This is a genomic window from Nocardioides daejeonensis (genome assembly GCF_003194585.1).
GTDB classification, from domain to species: domain Bacteria; phylum Actinomycetota; class Actinomycetes; order Propionibacteriales; family Nocardioidaceae; genus Nocardioides; species Nocardioides daejeonensis.
This window is the reverse complement of sequence record NZ_QHKZ01000004.1, coordinates 262,406-281,038: the sequence shown is the minus strand read 5'-3', so window position 1 is coordinate 281,038 and position 18,633 is coordinate 262,406. Positions and strand designations below refer to the sequence as shown.

Below are 18,633 nucleotides of genomic sequence, written 5' to 3'. Positions count from 1 at the left end.
ACCCATCATTAATGTCGGACCCTGTTGACACACTGAGCCGTTGGGAAATTCCCAACGACCGTGGATAGGATCGAAAGCATGGAGTCGATGACCGACGTGGGTCGCCGCATCCGGCGCGGGATGCCGCACGGCCTGAGCCAGCGGGCGCTAGCTCAGCAGGTGGGCATGACACCCGACGCTCTGTCGCGGGCACTCAACGGCCAGCGCGGACTCTCCGCCGTCGAGGTGGCGGCGATCGCCTCGGTCCTGGGCGTCGACACCCACTGGCTCATCACCGGCCAGGCCGACCCGCTCAAGGTCTCGGTCGCCGCCCGGCACTCGTGGGACGCGCAGCGGCGAGAGCGCGTGAACGACGGCCGCACCGACGACCAGGCGATTCTCGACCAGATCGTTGCCGTCTATCGCGCCGCTTTCCCCCAGGGTCCCCCGGCGTCCTCCAAGCTGCCCGCCTCCCCTGGAGAGCTTCGCGGACTACTCGGCTCCTCCTTCGTGCGCGAGTTCGCCGACACCTCCGAGACGCGGCTCGGCATCGACGTGATCCGCATCCCCGGGCTGAAGACCGACTACTCCCTGCGCATCGGCGAACGCGGAGTCGTCGTGCTGGCGACGCAGTCGAGCTGGTTCCGCAGCAACTGGTCATTGGCCCACGAACTCGGCCATCTCGCGCTCGACCACCATTCACCACGCGATGGGCGCCAGCCGGTCCAGCGTGAGGAGAAGGAGGCAGATCGGTTCGCGGCCGATCTCCTGCTCCCTAGTGCAGCGCTCCACCGGATCGCCAACGCGACCGACGCAACGGCAGTGGCCGCCATGATCTGGGAGCTCGGAGTCTCGACCGAGGCGATCAGGAACCAACTCCGCACCGCGGGACTGCGGCCCGCGCTCGAGGTCGGCGAAGCACTCCTGCTCACCACGCCGCGGCTGCTGCGCGACAACCTGCACGCTCTCCCCTCGGGAGAAAAGCACGACCCGATCATGGAACGCGAGCAGGCTTCCTCGGCTCGCCGGTTCCCGCTGTCGCTGCTCTCCGCGCTTCAGGACCAGACCGAACGCGGAGCAGCGTCGCCGGTCCTGCTCGCGTGGGCACTCGAGGTCCCGGTCGATGACCTGGAGTTCCCAGAGCCCATCGACGAGGACGCGGCGGTAATTCTGGCTCGGATCACGGCCGATCGGCCGACCGCTGCCGAATGGCGCTCCATCGTCGCGGGCTCCACCGAGCGTTGAACGCGAGGCATTTGTCGTGGGAGCTGATCACGACACGCACGGACGCGCGGCGTCTCGAAGCTTTCACCTGCACAACCGAACACCCACGCACCGCGGGCCACCGGAAGCTGCCGCATCCCCGGCCCTGGGAGCGAGAAGCGCAGACCCTACTGCGTCGCCTCTCACAAACCCTGCGCCCCGGCGACGTGGCCTTGCTGGCATGCAGCGCGGGCGAGGTCCACGCCGCAGCACACCTGCAGTTCGAGACAGAGGGCGACCTCCTCATTGCGCACCACGCGGTGGCTGCCGTCTCGCTCGACGCGCGAGGTCAGGGTGGCAAGCTCGCGGATGCCCTCCTTGCCGAGGCAGAAGCCGCGACCCTCAAGCACGCCACGGCGGGCTGCGCGCAGGTGGTGCTGACCGGGCGGATCCATGACCGCAACGAACCCAGCCAGCGCATGGTGAGTCGTGCCGGCTGGGAGCCTCGCGGCCTTCCGCCAGGCACCTACCAGGACTGGTACAAATCCATGTCGATCGGTTGACCGTTCTCAGATAGCCGCCGGACCAACCTCCTCACAGTGCCGGCCCTTGGCGCAGCGATTGCTGGCAACGTCACTGCCCAAAGGCGAGGTGTGTCGGTCGAGTCTGGGAGAAGTCACACGAAGTAGTTGCGCAGGTACTCACGAAGCGGGCGGTCTACGACATAGAGATACGTGCCGCGGATCCCGCGAGTGAGAAGCACACGGTAGATGTTCACCACGTAGGCAAGCAGGTCGTCGTCGGTGAGCTTCTGCCCGGGGTTGTTCTGCTTACCCTTCGTGTCGAAGTAGTGCTTGCGGTCGAAGACCAGGCTGCCCGTTGCGGGGTCGAGCCGGAGGTCTCGTCCGATGATCACGCCAGCGTAGTTGAGGTCATAGCCCTGGATCGTGTGGATCGAGCCGACCTCAGCCAGGGAGTTGGGCGAGTCGACCCAGTCGACCACCTTGCTGTTCCAACGCAGGCCGAGACCCTCATCCTCGACGGTGATGTCGACCCGGCTCTTGTCCTTCTTGCTGTTCCAGGGCCAGGCATAGCCAGCAATCAGGCGCGCCAGCCCCGTCTCAAAGTCGCGCTCAACAATCGCCGCCTGCATCTCGGCGACGCTGTCGAAGAACCGGACGTCGTACTCACCGAAATCAAGGCGACGCTGAGGCGGCTCCGGCCCGAGGACCCGCCGGACGTATTCGACGTAGTCTTCACCTGCCCGCATGCGCAGTTGCGAGGTGAGCACGTGCAGCCGGCCACGTGCTTCGGCGCCGGAGACGAGGTCGGCCAGCACAACCGGCGACAGATCGGCTGGGCGTACCCGTTGCAGGATGTCGATCAACAGCAACTGCTGGTGGCTCATCTCCCGAACCCAGTCCCACTGGTTCTTGCTCGGGTCGTCGAACCCGAAGAGCTTCTCGTTGATCTCCTTGAACTCGCGGTTCTTCTGGGCTGACGTCTGGTTCGAACGCTGGTTGAGCCGATGCGCCTCGTCGACGATCAGCAGATCCCAGGTCTGGTCGCTCTTGCCCACATCGAACGGCGACATCACTCGTACGCCGCCGAGCCCGGGCGTGCGCGCAAAGACGGCCTGGATCGAGGATCGAAGGGACTGCTGCGGCACGACAACGCCCACTCGCAGCCCACGAAGCGTTGCGGAGTTCTCAGTCGTGAAGAGCCCGGCAAGGACCGACTCGTTCTCCAGTTGCTCACCGTCCCACGCGCCCAAGTCGGCAAGCAGCTTGGTCAGGAAGACGGCCACAACGGTCTTGCCCGTTCCCGGACCACCCTCGATCACCAGGGTGCCTCCGGGACCTTGCCGAAGGTCCTCGAGGAGACTCTGGACGATCGCGATGACAGCATCGCCCTGCTCGTCGGTCAACGTCTTGAACGGTGACAGCTTGTAGAGATCAGAGTTCTCGATCTGCTCGATCGTCGTGGCGAAGAGACCTTCGGCGCGCAGCTTCTCGAAGATCTCCCGGAAGCGCTCGCGGTAGTTCTCACGCTGGTAGTAGTTGCCGGACCCGCCGCTGGTCTGGATGTTGAGCACCTTGTAGCGCCCCTCCCCCGCGAACAATCCGATCAGGTAGGACTCCAGGTCCAGGCATGCCGACTTGTTGAAGGAGTCATCGATGATGACCCGAGCCTCACCTAGGTGCGCCTTCTTCACGCCATCCAGGTGCTGACGCAAGCGCGAGGTCGCATCGACCGACTCACCGACGTAGAGCTCAGCGTCGTCGTTGAGCGTGTAGACCACCGGCCAGTCGCGATGCTGTTCATGAAGTCGACTCCACGAACCCACCTCGCCGCGCTCCAGCCGGAGTGACTCAATCCGGAAGCTGGTCATATTTGGTGCTCCGACCACGCGCCTTCTCTGCCGGGTACTTCGACTTCGTCGTCGCAAGCTTCTGCATCACGATCTCGTCGGCATCCACGTCCAGTTTGTCTGCCAGCAGGAGGCAATAGGTAAGGACATCGGCCAGTTCTTCCTGCACCCGGGGGGCATCGCCGTCGTCGGACCACTGGAAGCACTCCAGCAACTCTCCGGCCTCGATACTGATGGACTTGGCGAGGTTGGCCGGAGCGTGGAACTGCGCCCAATCGCGTTCAGCCACGAACTGCCGCAACGCTTGGAGAACGACGTCGGAAGCCATGCGCAGAACAGTAGACGGAGCGCTCGTCGCGTGGCGTCAGAACTCCGCCTGAAAACGGCGTAGAAGCGCACAGGCACCCGAGGATCAGCGCGAACATCCTCGTTTCGGCCCTTCGGACGACGACCGCGGCTAGCCTCGGCGAGTATCAACCGTCGTGTACGCAGCGGACCACGGGGAGCGTGAGATGAGCGAGGAGTCCTGGCACGAAGCCCGACTGATTCCTACCTCCGGTATCAACGGGGCGGAGGAGCAGGAGCGGAGGGCCACTTCTGCTCTCTTAGCGGTGCTGGGCGCCGTCAAAGAGTTCGGCCGCGGTTTCGTCAAGCCGTTCGGGGCGCCCGCCGGCTCCATGGAGTGCTACATCGAAGTGCCATTCATCCTCGGCGAGCGTCGGCTGTACCCCGATGGGCTCATCAAGGTGTCTCGGGGATCGAAGACCTGGACCGCTCTCGTCGAGGTCAAGACTGGCTCGAACAAGCTGACTCCCGAGCAGATCGAGTCATATCTCGACATCGCCCGTGAGCAGAGCTTCGACGCGGTCATCACGATCTCCAACGAGATCCCTGCGCTGCCAGGACAGCACCCAACCAAGGTCGACAAGCGAAAGCTGAGGAAGGTCGACCTCCACCATGTGTCGTGGTCGCGCATCCTCGCGGATGCCGTGATGCAAAAGGAGTTCCGCGGCGTAGCCGACCCAGACCAGGCATGGATTCTCGGCGAACTCATTCGCTACCTCGAGCACAGGAAGTCAGGTGCCCTTGAGTTCGATGACATGGGCGAGTCCTGGGTATCGGTGCGAGACGCCGTTACAGCCGGCACCCTACGACCGACCGACAAGGGCATTGCCGAGGTCGTAGCGCGCTTCGATGCCCTTCTCCGATTCGCCAGCCTGCAACTCGGCCGGCAACTCGGAACCGAGGTCATGCCCGCCCTCAGCAGAAAGGAGTTGGCCGACCCGGCGTTGCGGGCGCAAGGCCTGACAGCAAGCCTGTGTCAGAACGGTGTCCTCTCAGGATCCATTCGAGTTCCCGACACGGTCGGCGACATCGTTGTCACAGCCGACCTCCGGGCGTCACAGGTGACCTGCCACGTCGATGTCGACGCGCCTCGCGAAGGCCGCCCCACCACGCGCGTGAACTGGTTGGTCCGCCAACTCAAGACAACACCGGACTCCATCCGTGTCGAATCGTTCGTTGTGCGCGGACGCGGCTCAGCGGCCGCGGAGCTTCTCAGCGCAGTAAGAGAGGACCCGCGCAGCCTGGTTGATGACTCGGGTCGAGAGATCAAGACGTTCCGCATCGCCGCGACCAGCACCTTGGGATCAAAGCGGGGGCGGGGCCGCGGAGCCTTCATCGATTCGGTACTCGACTCGATCGACACCTTCTACGTCGATGTCCTCGGATCACTTCGGGGATGGTCGGCAGCGCCACCTAGGCTCAGGCCCATCGACTCGGATGCGAAGGGTATCGATACGGAGATTCCTTCGTCGCTCTCATCCACGGACTACTCCTCGCAGGACGAGCCGGATCATCGTCCCGCTGTCAGTGCCCAGAATCAGGTCACACCCACGGACACGGTGGTCGACACCACCGGCGACGTGTGAAGGCAACAGTTTCGAGATGACGGCAGCGCGATGGAGCGCGCTAGGCGACCCGGTCGCGACGGAAAAGCGCATCGAGGGCGCGACGAGTCAGACCTCCAGCTCCTCAACCTTCAGATCGAACGCGTTGACCAGCGCGGCCGCGAGTTCCACCTCCTGCTCGGGGAGCAGGTGCCCGAGGTGACGTCCCAGATCGCGGGCCGGGATGCTCGTGACGTTGTCACACGAGATGGCGGATTCATGGTCCAGACCGTTGCGTCGACCAACGGCCACCTCAGTACTCAGGCCACGCACCGTCGAAGTGATAGGTGCGATGGTCACGGTAGCCATCGAGTCACGCACACGTGCGCGGGTGAGCACGACCACCGGTCGGGTCTTGTCGATCCTGGCGAGGTGGATCGGACGCATCAGTCGAGGTCCAGATCAACGCGCCCCTCGTGCATCCCTTCAAGATCTGGGTAGCCGCCCGTCTCGAGGTAGATCTGCGCATCCCGTTCAGCGGCAAGTTGCCGCTGATAGCGGCGTAGCGCCTTCGCAGTCACCGCCGCACGTGATCGCCCACCGGCAGCCACCTGCTCGTCGATCCACGCGACCAGGCTGTCGGGCAGACGTACGGCGATCTGGGTGCTCACGTTCACGATGGTACCAATCTGGGATTCACGGCCTCCGACTTTCGTGATCGTGCTCCGCAACATGGGCACCACACAACCGACGATCCACAGGTTCGAGCATGGCGGCTGGCGGTAGCTAGAACTTCTCGACCTCGACAGGCGTCTGCTTCTTGGTCGGCGGGGTCGAGCTCCGCCCGGTCACCGACGCCGGCGAGGTCCAGGTCCTCCTCCTCGGGAACTCCCTCGACCTCGACGGCGGGCGCGAAGAGACCCTCGTCATCGGGTTCTGTCGAGCAGCGGCTCCGTAGACTCGCCCACGTGCCGATCCTGCTGACGTTCCTCGACGGGGTGCGCTGGCAGGGACGACCCGTCCCGGGCGAACGAGCACAGGCGCTGCTGGCGGCCCTGGCTCTTGCCGGGCGCACGGTGAGCGCGGACCGTCTGATCTCCCAGGTCTGGGGTGACGACGTACCCGCCAACCCCGGCAAGGCCCTCCAGGTGCTGGTCTCGCGGGTACGCGCGGTCATCGGCTCCGAGCGGCTGGGCACCGACGGCGACGGCTACCGGCTGGCGCTCACCGCCGAGCAGGTCGACGTCACACATCTCCGCCAGGAGTCCGAGCGCGCCCGGCACAGCTCTGATCCGACCACCGCGCTGACCCACGCCGAGGCCGCACTCGCGCTCACCGCCGATGGCATCCCCGATGCGCCGGACGGCCCCCTCGGCGATCTCCTGGCGGGCGCCGCGCGCGACCACCGCGCCGCCCGCGAGACCAGGGCGCGAGCGCTGGCCCGCACCGGCCGCGCGGCAGAGGCGCTCCCCGACCTTGAAGCCATCGCCCAGAGCCGGCGCGACGACGAGCCCCTGCTCGCCGACCTCCTGCACGCCCTCGCCGCCGCCCGCGGCCCCGCGGCCGCACTCGACCGCTACGAGTCCCACCGCTCCGACCTCGCCGAGCGGCTCGGCACCGACCCAGGGCCGGAGCTCCAGCGGATCCACCGCGAACTGCTCGCCCTCGACCGGCCCATCCGCGAGGGCCTCCGGTACGACGCCTCACCACTTCTCGGCCGAGCTGCGGACCTGCGTGCCCTCAGCGGGATGCTCACCACCGCGCGCGTGGTCTCGATCGTCGGCCCGGGGGGTCTCGGGAAGACCCGACTCGCCCACGCCGTGGCGCGCGATGCCGGCCAGCCGGTGGTGCACTTCGTCGAGCTCGTCGGCGTCACCGCGCCCGAAGACCTGGTCGGGGAGCTCGGCTCCGTGCTCGGGGTGCGCGACTCGGTCAGCGGCCGGCGCGCGCTCACCCCCGAGCAGCGTGCCGACGTGCGGGCACGGATCGCCCAGCAGCTCGACCAGGCTCCCACCCTGCTCGTGCTCGACAACTGCGAGCACATCGTGGACGCGGTAGCCGACCTGGTCGCCTTCCTTGTGGCGACCACCCGTGAGCTGCGGGTGCTCACCACGACCCGCGCACCCCTCGCGATTGCGGCCGAGCACGTCCATCTCCTCCCCCACCTGGGCAGCAGCGACGCGGTGGCGCTCTTCCGGGCCCGTGCCGAGGCGGCCCGCCCGGGCGTGCCTCTGGTCGACGACGACATCCGTGCCGTCACCGACCGTCTCGACGGACTGCCCCTGGCCATCGAGCTCGCTGCCGCGAAGGTCCGGGTGATGCGGCCCGCGGAGATCGCCCGACGGCTCGACGACCGGTTCGCGCTGTTGCGCGGCGGCGACCGCAGCGCGCCGGACCGGCACCGCACGCTGCTCGCGGTCATCGACTGGTCGTGGGCGCTGCTGGCCGAGCGCGAGCGCCGGGCGCTGCGCTTCCTCTCCGCCTTCCACGACGGCTTCACCCTCGACGCGGCCGACGCCGTACTCGGACGCGACGCGCTTGAGGCCGTGGAGGAGCTGGTCGAGCAGTCGCTCCTCGTCGTCGCCGACACCGACCACGGCACGAGGTTCCGGATGCTCGAGACGGTCCGGGAGTTCGGGCGGCTGCAGCGTGAGACCGCCGGCGAGAGCGCGGAGGTCGACGCCGCCCTGCGTGCCTGGGCCGTCGGGTACGCCGACCGACACGGACGGCGGCTCTTCACCCCGGTGCAGGTCGAGGCGATGGACGACCTGCGCGCGGAGGACACCAATCTCGCCGACATCCTGCGCGAGGCGATCGCCGCGCCCGACCCGGGCGCCGCAGCAGTGCTCTTCTCCGCGCTCGGCGGCTACTGGGCGATCAGCGGAGACCACTTCCGTGGCATGACCATCACTCCCGCCTTCGTCGACGCGATCACCGACTGGGCACACCCGCCTGAGCTCGCCGACACCTTGCGTGGCGCCCTCTGCGTCGCGCTCTTCAACTCACGGATCGCCTCGCCCGACATCACCGAGCCTCTGGTCGCCCGGCTCCGCGAACTCGGCCCGGACTCGACCGCCCCCTCGGTGCGCGCGCTCACCACCGTGATGCTCGCCCAGACCCCCGACGAGATCGACGCGTTGACCGGGCATCCCGATGACCGGGTCCGCAGCATCGCGCTGCAGTTCCTCGCCCACGAGCGGGAGAACTACGGCGATCCCGCCGCCGCGATCGACGCTGCGCAGCGAGCGCGCACCTTGGCGCCCGGCGACGAGGGACCGTGGCGACGGGCGATGCTCGACACCGAGCTCTCCGGGCTGCACGCCCAGTTCGGCGACCTCGACCTGGCTGCCGAGCACGCACACGCAGCACTGCCGGTGCTCGACCGGCTCGGCGCCGTCGACGACGCCATCCAGTCCCGCGCGGTCCTCGCCACCGCCTGCCTGATGCGCGGCGACATCGACACGGCCGAGCGGCTCACCGAGGAGATCGGCCGTTCCTCCGTGCGCGGCACCCCGGCCGCCGAGATCGCCGGCCTGACCACGCGCGCCCAGCTCGCCCTGGCCCGCGGCGACATCCCGGGGGCGCTGCGTCTCGAGCGAGAGGCAGCCGAGGCGACCCGCGCCGTACGCCTGCCCGGCAACGACGAGCTCCTCACCCCGTGGTCGATCTTCGGCGACGCCACGGCGCTCTCGGTCTTCGCCCAGTACGCCGACGGTGACGATGGTGCCGACCTGCACGCCGCGCTCGCCGCCAAGGCCGAGCTGGCGTTGCAGCCGACCCGCCCGTTCATGGACTACCCGGTCGCGGGCCTGGTGCTCTTCGGCCTGGGCATCTGGGCGTTGCTCAAGCAGGACCGCCCGGCGGCGGACGCCGTTCGGCTGCTCGTGCTGGCCGACCGCTTCGGCTACCACCGCTCCGCACCCACGATGCGCTGGGAGCGAATCGTCAGCCTCTGCGAGGCACGGGTCCCCGGTCTGGTCGCCACCCTGCAGAGCGAGTACGGCGACCGGCGCGGACCCGATCTCCTCGACCAGGCCCGCGCCGCAGTGGGTCACATCTTGCGGGAGTAGCTGCGCACCGCCAACGGCGCGAAGATCAGCACCACCGCGATGCAGCCGACCAGCGCCCAGCCGACCTCGCCGGTGACGGCACCGTCGTTCATCAGGTCCCGGACCGCGGTCACCACGTGGGAGACCGGGTTGATCCGCACGAACGCCTCCAGCCAGCCGGGCAGCGTCTCCATCGGCACGAATGCGTTGGAGAGGAAGGTCAGCGGGAACATGATCATCATGCCGATCCCCTGCACCGCCTGGGCGGAGCGGGCAACCGTGCCGAGCCAGGCGAAGATCCACGAGAGCGACCACCCGGCGACGATCGTCAGCGCCCACCCGGCCAGCACCCCGAGCACGCCGCCGCCCGGGCGGTAGCCCATCGCCAAGCCGACGCCGATGGTGATCGTGGCGGCCGTGCCGTAGCGCACCAGGTCGGCCAGCATGGGCCCGGCGAGCGGTGCGATCCGTGCGATCGGCAGCGACTTGAACCGGTCGAAGACCCCCTTGTCCATGTCTTCACGCATCTGGATGCCGGTCGCCATACAGGCGGTCAGCGCGGTCTGGGCGAGGATGCCCGGGATGATCAGCGGCAGGTAGCTCGCCACCGATCCGGAGATGGCGCCGCCGAAGATGTAGGCGAACATCGCGGTGAAGAGCACCGGCTGGATGGTGACGTCGAAGAACTGCTCCGGGTTGCGGCGCATCTTCTTCGTCGCCCGCCAGGCCATCGCCAAGGTCTGGTCGAAAGTCGCCCGCAGCGACGGTCGGGCCGGGAGCGGCCGGTCGGCGGCAGCCACCTGCGCGGTGGCCACGGGAGTGTCGGTGAGCAGCGTCATCACGCCACCTCCTCGGTCGTGGAGGCGGCCTCGGAGCCGTCCTCGGCGTGGTGCCCGGTGAGCGTCAGGAAGACCTCGTCGAGCGTGGGCTGGCGGACCGAGGCCGTGGTGATGTCCACGACGCCTTCCCGCAGGGCGATGAGGACGTCGGCGGTCTGGTTGGCGTCGGTCAGCGCGACATGGAGACCACCGGCCTCCGGGGTCAGCACCGGCGCCTCGCCCAGCACCCGCTCGACGATGCCGGCAGCCCGGGAGGCCTCGGCACGGTCGGCGACGCGCAGGTGCAACGTGGAGCTGCCGACGCTCTGCTTGAGCTGGTCGGGGGTGCCCTCGGCGACCTTGCGGCCGCGATCGATCACCGCGATCCGGTCGGCCAGCTGGTCGGCCTCGTCGAGGTACTGCGTGGTGAGCAGGATCGTCGCCCCCTGCGCCACCAGCTCACGGATCGTCTCCCACATCTGCCCGCGGGTGCGCGGGTCGAGACCCGTGGTCGGCTCGTCGAGGAAGATCAGCGGCGGGCGGGCGATCAGCGACGCAGCGAGGTCCAGCCTCCGGCGCATGCCGCCGGAGAAGTTCTGGATCTGGCGGTCGGCGGCCTCCTCGAGGCCGAAGCGCTCCAACAGGTCTGCCGCCGTACGACGGGCTTGCGGGGTGGACTGCCCGAGCAGCCGGGCGAAGAGCACGAGGTTCTCCGTGCCGGTGAGGTTCTCGTCGACCGAGGCGTACTGCCCGGTGACGCCGACGAGCTGACGGATCCGGTGCGGCTCACGACGTACGTCGACCCCGAAGATCTCCGCGGAGCCGGCGTCGATCGGCAGGAGCGTGGCAAGCATGCGCAGCGTGGTGGTCTTGCCGGCGCCGTTGGGCCCCAGCACTCCGTAGATCTCGCCGCGGCGGATCTCGAGGTCGATCCCGTCGACGGCACGGACGGTGGGCGCCCCCTTGGCGCCGAAGGCCTTCACCAGGCCTGATGCGTGTACTGCGGTGGTGGCAGTCATGGTCGGTCCTTCCTGACCGGGGATCGACCCGGTCTCATGGAACGACTCTCGACGGCCGTGGTTTCACGACGGTTTCGGCGCGGCTTCACCGCACCCCTGTAACGTCGACGGCGCCGGAAGCCAAGAGGGGACATGACCGACAACGAACCCTCCGATGTCGCTCGGATCTCCACCGATCCGGACGTGTTCGAGGCCTTCTATCGCGAGCATCTCGAGGCGGTGCAGCGCTTCGTCGCCCGCCGGGTCGCGGATCCTCATCTCGCGGCTGATCTCACTGCCGACATCTTCCTGGCCGCGATCGACGCGGCCGGCGGGTACCGACCCGACCGCGGCAGCCCTGCGGGCTGGCTGACGGGGATCGCTCGCAACGTCATCGGGTCGGAGTTCCGCCGGCAGGGGCGACAAAGGGAGCTCGCACGGCGGGTGGCCGGGCGGCGCCTCCTCGATGCCGACGCCCTCGCCCGGGTCGAGGAGCGGCTGGACGCAGAACGGGAGACGCGGCGCCTCTACGCCGCGCTCGACGTCCTCTCCCGACGGGACCGGGCCCTGGTCGAGATGGTCGCGGTCGACGGGTTGTCGGTCAACGAAGCAGCCGCCGTACTGGGGGTGAAGCCGGGCACCGCGCGGGTCCGGCTGCACCGCGGTCGGCGCCTGGTCCAATCCCATCTGCAGCCCACCCACCTCCCGGTGGAGGCTGCCGTCACCTCGGAGGTTCCGTCATGACTCCCCACCGCGCGTCCGCCCAGGACCGCCCACTCGACACGTTCGAGCAGTCGCTGCTCACCGAGCTCCGCCACGAGGTTGCCCTGCGCGGCCAGACGCCCGCTCCTCGTCGCTCCCGAGTACGCCGCCGCGTCGCCGCCGCGGGCGCCTCGCTCGGCGCTGCCCTCGCCGTCACCCTCGGATTGCTGCTCATGCGGCCCGACGCAGCCTTCGCCGTCGTGGAGAAGTCGAACGGCGACATCGTCGTCACCATCGCGAGCATGAAGGATGCCGAGGGGCTGGAGAAGGCGTTGGCCGAGCACGGTGTCGACGCCGACGTCAGCTATGAGGCCGACCCGTCGTGGTTCACCACGGAGCCGGTCCCGGAGGGCGAGGGTCGTGCCAGCGGAGGCGCGGACGGTGACGGCCCGCGCTTCGAGACCCGGACCGAGGAGGGCGACGGCCCGCGCCTCGACACGCGCACCGACGACGGCGCAGGAACGATCGAGGAGGGCACGCCGGCGCCGAGGGACGAGCTGCCCTGCGGCGGTATCGGCGTGGAGATGCGCGACGGCGGCATCACCTTCCGCCTCTCCGCCGCCGCGGTCGCCTCAGACTCCACCCTCACCATCCGCACCGCCGGAGACACCGACGACTGGGCGGCGGTCATGGTGGCCTGGGACGACCCCCAGTGCTGACCCAGCATTGACTCAGCGCTGACCCTCGGACGTCGTGCGTTGCGGGAGCCGGAGCTCCTGGAGCGCACGCCGTCGCGCTGGTCCGGGCCGGTGCCACGCTCCGGGAGCGACCGGGCCTCCGCAGGCCATCGTCGTTACGTTCGCTCCATGAGCGGGCAACCCTCCCCCGGCGCCGTCACGGGCAGCGGGTTCGACGGCTTCGAGCTGACCCAGGTCGACGTCGGCGCGACGTCACTGCGGGTCCGGATCGGCGGCTCCGGTCCGCCGCTCGTCCTGCTGCACGGCTTCCCGCAGACCCACCTGATGTGGAAGCCGGTGGCCGCCGATCTCGCCCGCGACTTCACGGTGATCGCCCCCGACCTGCGCGGGTACGGCGGCAGCGGGCAACCACCGTCGGAGGCCGGCCATGACGGCTACTCCAAACGTGCGATGGCACTCGACGTCGTCACGCTGGCCCACCATCTCGGTCATCGGCGCTTCGGCTTGGTCGGCCACGACCGCGGCGCGCGGGTGGCCTATCGCACCGCGCTGGACCACCCTGACGCCGTGGAGCGCCTGGCCGTGCTCGACATCGTGCCCACCAGCGACATGTACGCGCGCATGGATGCCGAGATGGCGTTGCGGATCTGGAACTGGACTTTCCTCCCCCAGCGCGCGCCGCTGCCGGAGTCGTGGATCGACGCGGACCCGCTCGCGTTCCTGGAGCGGGTCGGCGCGGTGAACCCCACGTACGTCGACGCCGAGGCACGCGCGGACTACCTTGCGGCTGTCAGCAATCCAGCAGTCGTGCACGCCATGTGCGAGGACTACCGTGCAGGTGCCGCCGTCGACTGGCCACTCGATGCTGCCGATCACGGCTCCCGCACGATCACCTGCCCCACCCTGGCGCTGTGGGCCGAGCACGGCGCGGTCTCGCGCTGGTTCGACGTCCTGGCGACGTGGCGGATGTGGGCCGAGGACCTGCAGGGACGAGAGCTCGCCGGCTGCGGGCACTTCTTCCCGGAGGAGAAGCCCGCCGAGACGGTGACCGCGCTGCGGGAGTTCTTCGGCGCGGCCACCACGACCTGACGGTCGTCGTACGCCGTCAGGCAGCTGCGAGCCGCGCGGTGATCGCCGCAGCGAGCACGGGGTCGCGACGCAGCTCGGCGCGGACGGCCGCTTCCCAGAAGCCGTGGAACCCGTTGCCGTCGCTCCTCAGCTGGCGCTCGAGCCACCAGTCGGGCAGCGCCGACTTCGCAGGACCGTCGGCGGCCCGCACCATCCAGGCGTTCTTGCACCGCTGCTCGAGTGCGACCGCGCGCAGGTAGACCGCTCGCGCGGTGCTCCCCAGCACGAAGACGCCGTGACCGCCCAGCAGCGCCCGGTCGGCGTCGCCCATCGCCGCTACCGCGGAGGTCGCGGCCTCCATGCTGTCGACAGCCCCTTCGTACTCGTTGACCAGCACCACCTCGCCGCCGCCCAGGCTGGAGCTCTGGTCGTACGCCGGCGGCACCTCACCGAGGTCGGCCCAGATCGTGCCGAACTCGGAGTGGTTGTGCAGCGCGAACTGCACGTCGGGTCGCACCTCGTGCAGCGCCAGGTGCAAGGGGATGCCGAGTGGCGCCGGCCAGTCGCCCTCGACCACGTTGCCCTGGAGGTCGATGCGGATCACCTGGTCGGGCAGGAACTCCTCCCAGGTGAGCAGCCACGGGTTGCAGAGCAGCGTGCCGTCACCGAGGTTGTAGGTGAGGTGACCGGAGAGGTGGTCGCGATATCCCTCGTTCCACAACGCTCGGGCCAGCAGCACCATCTCCTCCCGAGGGTCGAGGTCGGGAATCAGGCGGTCGGCGGTGGGGGTGAAGGTCACGACTACTCCTGTGTCACTATATGATCCAATAGATCACTCTGTGAACCACACGGTAGGAGAGGCCGCCATGGCAGTCAAGACACTCGGCACACTCGCGCGCGGCCTCCGGCTCCTCGAAGCCGTCGCCGCGCACCAGCCCGTCGGCCTCAGCGACCTGGCCCGGCTCATGTCGGAGGAGAAGAGCGCGGTGCAGCGCACGCTCGTGACGCTCCACGAGGAGGGCTGGCTGCGACCGACCGCCGACGGCTCCCGGCGGTGGGAGGCGACGAACAAGCCGCTCATGGTCGCCGCCTCCGCGCTGGCCACCGGCGACCTGGCCGTGCGCGCGCGAACGTTGATGGGCACGCTGCGCAACGCCACCGGCGAGACCGCCTACGTCGCCATGGTCGAAGGCACCTCGGTGGTCGTGGTCGACGTCGCCGAGGGCAACCAGGCGGTCCGCACCGCCGTACGCCTCGGCCAGACGCTGCCGCTCGCCTCGAGCGCGGTCGGGCAGGTCCTCTTCGCCCACCTCGACGCTGATCGCCGCGCGGCATTCGCGGTCGATCCGGCCACGATCCTCGACGACGCGGCGTACTCCGAGATCCGCAGTCGCGGCTGGTCCATGGCCGAAGGCTCGGTCCTCCGCGGTACGACGAGCCTCGCCTCGGCGATCCTCGACGCCACCGGCCAACCGGTCGGCGCCGTCGTGGTCAGCGGTCCCGACACCCGGATCACTCCCCAGCGGTACGCCGAGATCGGGGGCCACACGCGCGACGCCGCCGGTGAGCTCAGCACCGGCCGGAGGCCATGAGCGTCGGCGACGGGCCAGACCACCGCCGACGCTCGGATCAGTCGCTCCAGACCTCTGCGTAGACCCGGACCAGGTTGCCGCCGAGCAACTTGCCCAGGTCAGCGTCCGACCAGCCGAGCTCCTGCAGGCGCCGCACCAGGTTGGGAAGCTTGCCGACACTCTCCAGGTCCGTGGGACCCCAGTTGCCGTGTTGCAACGCCTGCGCCATCTCGAAGTAGGTCAGCGGCTTGGTGCGCTTGCGACTCATCCCCATCGCGGCCGAGATGGATCCGATGCTCCGGTCCGCGCCGCGGCCGGTCCGCCCGACCTCGCCCATCTGGAAGGAGAGCTCGATGGAGACCCCACCCGGGGTTGCTTCCGAATCCGACCCGAAGGAGATGTGATCGATGCCCACCAGGTCGACGACGTAGTCGATATGCCGGATGAAGTCGTCGAGCGTCGGCCATTCACCCATCGTGACCGCGGAGAGCGGCGAATGCGGAACCACACCGATCAGGCCGCCCTTGGCAGCAACTGCGCGGATCTGCTCGTCGGTGACGTTGCGCTGCTGCTCCAAGGCCGTAGCCCGTGGGTTGACGTGCGAGAAGACGCACGGCTTCGCGGAGACCTCGATGGCGTCCAAGCTGGACCGGATGCCCGCGTCAGCGAGATCGACCAGCACCCCGGCCTCGTTCATCGCCACGATCAGCTCCCGGCCGAAGAAGGAGAGCCCCGCATCGGTGCTCTCGAGGCAGCCGTCGGAGGCAGCGTTTCTCTCGTTGTAGTTGAGCTGCATCATCCGGATCCCCGCATCGCGGAAGACCTCTACGAGCGCGGTGTCCCGGCCAAGCATGTCCGTGTTCTGCGCGCCGAGGATGATGCCGACCTTGCCGTCGGCCTTGTAGCGCTCGAGGTCGGTGACGGTACGCACCAGCTCGAAACGGGGCTCCTCCTCGATCAACGCGTGATGGGCTCGGATGCGACGCAGCGCCTGACCCGCGTCGTCGCGCGGCCAGGTGACCGCGGTCTGCAGGGCGTGGACGCCGGACTGCTCGATCCGTTCATGCCAGCCGATCGCGGAGACCGAGCAGCCGTCGATCACCAGGACTTCGTTCATCACCGCCGGCTTGGCGGTGTCGTGCGCGGTCAGGGTTTCCATGGTCACTCCTCTTGATGGGGCGCGCGAGAGCGCGCGATGGGGTCGTTCGGGCAGGCTGGCGCCCACCTGGGGCATCAGCCGGGGTGAAGTGGTGAGGTCAGCGAGCGTTGCGCAGCTCGCGCGAGCGGACGGCTTCCCCGACCGCATTGATGGAGAGGACGGTCAGGAACATCGCCACAGCCGGCACCAGGACCAGGTGTGGGTACTGCTGGAAGGAGTCCTGTCCGGCCGCGATCATGTTGCCCCAGGTGGGGTTCGGGCGTTGCACGCTCAAGCCCAGGTAGGAGAGCGATGCCTCCGAGACGATCATCGCCGCGACCACGACGATCGAGTACGACAGCATCGGCCAGACGACGTTGGGGAGCAGCTCCTTGAAGACGATGCGTGAGGAGGTGGCGCCCAGGGCGCGCGCTTGCAGGACGAACTCCCGCGGCACCAGGGTCAGCGTGTGGGCCCGCGCCAGCCGCACGTAGCTCGGGACGGTCAGGAGGGCGAGCGAGCAGGTGACCACCAGGACGGACGGGCGCATGACCGCCACCGCGCCGATCAACAGGATCAACGGGGGGAACGCCAGCATCGAGTCGGTCAGCAGGCCCACCACCGCGTCGAGACGACCACGGACGAAGCCGGCGGTGAGGCCGATGAGCATGCCGATGAGGCAACCCAGCGCGGTGGCCCCGATCCCCACCGTGAGCGAGACCCGCGCACCGTAGGCCAGCCCACCCAACAGATCCAGCCCGTGTCGATCGGTCCCGAGCGGATGACCGGACGCCAGGTCCGGAGTCGCCAACGCCGGTTCATAGAGGGTCTTCCCTGGGTTGCGCGCCTCGGCGAAGGGCAGGACGTCGGCCAGGACCGCGACGCCGATGATCACCACCAGCCAGGCGAAGGCCAGCCACAGGCGGAGAGTGCGCCACTCGAGCCGCCCCCTGCCGGCCCGGCTCCGGGCCGCGCCCGACCTGGCTGGCTGGCGCGCTTCGGTGGCCTCACTGCTCTGCATGGCGGATCCTCGGGTCCAAGATGCGGTAGAGCAGGTCCACCGCAGCGTTGAGTAGGACGTAGATGGCGGCGAGCACCAGGACGCCTGCCTGCACGGTCACGTAGTCGTTGGACTCGATCGCTTCGACCAGCAGGCGGCCCATGCCCGGCAGGTTGAACAGCACCTCCACGATCAGAGTCCCACCCATCAGGCTGCCCAAGGACAGACCGGCCACGGTGACCAAGGAGAACGACGCCGGCCGGAGCGCCTCCCCCAGCAGGATCCGATGGGTCGGCAGGCCGCGCGCTCGGGCGGCCTCGACGAATCCGGTGTCCAGGGTCTGGATCATCTCCGACCGGAGGACGCGGGTGAAGAGGGCCAGTTCCCCGAGGGCCACCGTCAGGACCGGCAAGGCGATATGGCGCAGGTTCTCCGCCAGACCACCGTCGGCACCGAGTCGGCTGAATCCCTGGCGCGGGAAGGTCGGCCACGCCACGATGAGCAGCAGCACGAGTACCGACGCCAGGACGGCGACGAGCACCAGACTCCACGGGCTATCGCCCCGGGCGGCCCGGCGCTGCGCCGTCCAACCCGCACCGGTCGCCACCCCTACGGCAACGAGCAGGGCGGCCGTTTGCATCGCCTGCGGATGGAAGACGAAGCCTTGGATCAAGAAGATCCCGATCAGGAACGTCGGCAACGACATGACTGCGAAGACACCCGAGGAACTCCAGCGGTCGAAGATCCGTCCCTGGCGGTGCGCCGCCCAGACCGCCGTCGGTACCGAGATGACCAGGGCGAGCAGCAGTCCGCAGGCCGCGATCTGGAAGGTCACCGGCAGGCGCGCAGCCAGGGCCGCGGAGACATCCTGGTGAGGCGGAGTGAGGGACTCTCCGAAGTCGCCTTGGAGCGCACCTCCCAGCCACGACAGGTACCTCTCGTGGAGCGGCAGGTCCAGGCCTAGCTGGGCGCGGACCTGGGCGTACTGGTCGGGGGTGCCGCTGGTGCCGAGGACCGCGGTCGCGGGGTCGCCCGGCACCAGCTCGAGGAGCAGGAAGGTCGCCAGGCTGACCAGCCACAGCACCAGCACCAGGTGGGTCACCCGCTTGAGCACCGCGCGCATCCTGCTTCCTCCCCTCACTGCTCAGA

Annotated in this window: 18 protein-coding genes; 8 read left to right on the top strand and 10 right to left on the bottom strand. The window is 68.8% G+C overall.

The genetic code is table 11. From position 1 onward, the window contains the following. Window positions 1-78: 78 nt before the first annotated feature. A complete protein-coding gene (locus DNK54_RS12495; RefSeq protein WP_110207300.1) occupies window positions 79-1,224 on the top strand; it encodes a helix-turn-helix domain-containing protein in 1,146 nt (381 codons plus the stop codon). Window positions 1,225-1,235: 11 nt separating this feature from the next. Continuing rightward, a complete protein-coding gene (locus DNK54_RS21125) occupies window positions 1,236-1,745 on the top strand; it encodes a hypothetical protein (RefSeq protein WP_162602435.1) in 510 nt (169 codons plus the stop codon). A 113-nt stretch (window positions 1,746-1,858) separates the two neighbouring features. On the opposite strand, the gene DNK54_RS12485 is transcribed toward DNK54_RS21125, so the two are convergent. Both DNK54_RS12485 and DNK54_RS12480 read right to left on the bottom strand, forming a co-directional pair. Then, complete coding sequence (locus tag DNK54_RS12485; protein WP_110207298.1) at window positions 1,859-3,574, bottom strand: DUF2075 domain-containing protein; 1,716 nt, start codon at window positions 3,572-3,574, stop codon at window positions 1,859-1,861. Further along, on the bottom strand, window positions 3,555-3,881 hold the full coding sequence (locus DNK54_RS12480) for a nucleotide pyrophosphohydrolase (protein ID WP_110207297.1): 327 nt from the start codon (window positions 3,879-3,881) through the stop codon (window positions 3,555-3,557). The genes DNK54_RS12485 and DNK54_RS12480 overlap by 20 nt, the downstream gene beginning before the upstream one ends. A 184-nt stretch (window positions 3,882-4,065) precedes the next feature. On the opposite strand from DNK54_RS12480, the gene DNK54_RS12475 reads away from it, so the two are divergent. Continuing rightward, window positions 4,066-5,484, top strand: a complete 1,419-nt coding sequence (locus tag DNK54_RS12475; RefSeq protein ID WP_204164567.1) for a hypothetical protein — start codon at window positions 4,066-4,068, stop codon at window positions 5,482-5,484. A gap of 87 nt (window positions 5,485-5,571) precedes the next feature. Here DNK54_RS12475 and DNK54_RS12470 read toward each other — a convergent pair whose 3' ends face one another. Both DNK54_RS12470 and DNK54_RS12465 read right to left on the bottom strand, forming a co-directional pair. Further along, on the bottom strand, window positions 5,572-5,889 hold the full coding sequence (locus tag DNK54_RS12470; RefSeq protein WP_110207296.1) for a type II toxin-antitoxin system PemK/MazF family toxin: 318 nt from the start codon (window positions 5,887-5,889) through the stop codon (window positions 5,572-5,574). Continuing rightward, window positions 5,889-6,113, bottom strand: coding sequence for a ribbon-helix-helix domain-containing protein (locus DNK54_RS12465; RefSeq protein ID WP_110207509.1), 225 nt, complete (start codon window positions 6,111-6,113; stop codon window positions 5,889-5,891). The genes DNK54_RS12470 and DNK54_RS12465 overlap by 1 nt, the downstream gene beginning before the upstream one ends. 297 nt (window positions 6,114-6,410) lie before the next feature. Here DNK54_RS12465 and DNK54_RS12460 point away from each other — a divergent pair, with 297 nt between their 5' ends. Then, window positions 6,411-9,512, top strand: coding sequence for an AfsR/SARP family transcriptional regulator (locus tag DNK54_RS12460; protein WP_110207295.1), 3,102 nt, complete (start codon window positions 6,411-6,413; stop codon window positions 9,510-9,512). Here the strand turns inward: DNK54_RS12460 and DNK54_RS12455 are convergent. Beyond that, window positions 9,494-10,330 carry an ABC transporter permease gene (locus DNK54_RS12455; RefSeq protein WP_110207294.1) on the bottom strand — a complete coding sequence of 279 codons (837 nt, stop codon included), beginning with the start codon at window positions 10,328-10,330 and terminating at the stop codon, window positions 9,494-9,496. The genes DNK54_RS12460 and DNK54_RS12455 overlap by 19 nt on opposite strands. Continuing rightward, window positions 10,330-11,328: an ATP-binding cassette domain-containing protein gene (locus tag DNK54_RS12450; RefSeq protein ID WP_110207293.1), complete on the bottom strand. Its 999-nt coding sequence runs from the start codon at window positions 11,326-11,328 to the stop codon at window positions 10,330-10,332. Before DNK54_RS12450 ends, DNK54_RS12455 begins: the two co-directional genes overlap by 1 nt. A gap of 132 nt (window positions 11,329-11,460) precedes the next feature. Here DNK54_RS12450 and DNK54_RS12445 point away from each other — a divergent pair, with 132 nt between their 5' ends. The 3 genes from DNK54_RS12445 (at window position 11,461) to DNK54_RS12435 (ending at window position 13,796) form a co-directional block, all read left to right on the top strand. Next, window positions 11,461-12,051 (top strand): RNA polymerase sigma factor, encoded by a 591-nt coding sequence (locus DNK54_RS12445; RefSeq protein WP_110207292.1) that lies wholly within the window; start codon window positions 11,461-11,463, stop codon window positions 12,049-12,051. Then, window positions 12,048-12,728 (top strand): hypothetical protein, encoded by a 681-nt coding sequence (locus DNK54_RS12440; RefSeq protein WP_110207291.1) that lies wholly within the window; start codon window positions 12,048-12,050, stop codon window positions 12,726-12,728. Before DNK54_RS12445 ends, DNK54_RS12440 begins: the two co-directional genes overlap by 4 nt. A gap of 147 nt (window positions 12,729-12,875) precedes the next feature. Next, window positions 12,876-13,796 carry an alpha/beta fold hydrolase gene (locus DNK54_RS12435; RefSeq protein WP_110207290.1) on the top strand — a complete coding sequence of 307 codons (921 nt, stop codon included), beginning with the start codon at window positions 12,876-12,878 and terminating at the stop codon, window positions 13,794-13,796. Between the two features lie 16 nt (window positions 13,797-13,812). On the opposite strand, the gene DNK54_RS12430 is transcribed toward DNK54_RS12435, so the two are convergent. After that, a complete protein-coding gene (locus tag DNK54_RS12430) occupies window positions 13,813-14,574 on the bottom strand; it encodes a class II aldolase/adducin family protein (RefSeq protein ID WP_110207289.1) in 762 nt (253 codons plus the stop codon). A 67-nt stretch (window positions 14,575-14,641) separates the two neighbouring features. On the opposite strand from DNK54_RS12430, the gene DNK54_RS12425 reads away from it, so the two are divergent. After that, the gene (locus DNK54_RS12425; RefSeq protein WP_110207288.1) at window positions 14,642-15,367 is read left to right on the top strand and encodes an IclR family transcriptional regulator; all 726 of its coding nucleotides are present in this window, start codon (window positions 14,642-14,644) and stop codon (window positions 15,365-15,367) included. 37 nt (window positions 15,368-15,404) lie between these two features. Here the strand turns inward: DNK54_RS12425 and DNK54_RS12420 are convergent, their stop codons facing one another. From DNK54_RS12420 to DNK54_RS12410, 3 genes are all read right to left on the bottom strand, one after another. Continuing rightward, the gene (locus DNK54_RS12420; RefSeq protein WP_162602434.1) at window positions 15,405-16,505 is read right to left on the bottom strand and encodes a dipeptidase; all 1,101 of its coding nucleotides are present in this window, start codon (window positions 16,503-16,505) and stop codon (window positions 15,405-15,407) included. Between the two features lie 97 nt (window positions 16,506-16,602). Continuing rightward, window positions 16,603-17,505, bottom strand: a complete 903-nt coding sequence (locus tag DNK54_RS12415; RefSeq protein WP_204164566.1) for an ABC transporter permease — start codon at window positions 17,503-17,505, stop codon at window positions 16,603-16,605. Then, window positions 17,492-18,607, bottom strand: coding sequence for an ABC transporter permease (locus tag DNK54_RS12410; protein WP_204164565.1), 1,116 nt, complete (start codon window positions 18,605-18,607; stop codon window positions 17,492-17,494). Before DNK54_RS12410 ends, DNK54_RS12415 begins: the two co-directional genes overlap by 14 nt. Between the last annotated feature and the right edge of the window lie 26 nt (window positions 18,608-18,633).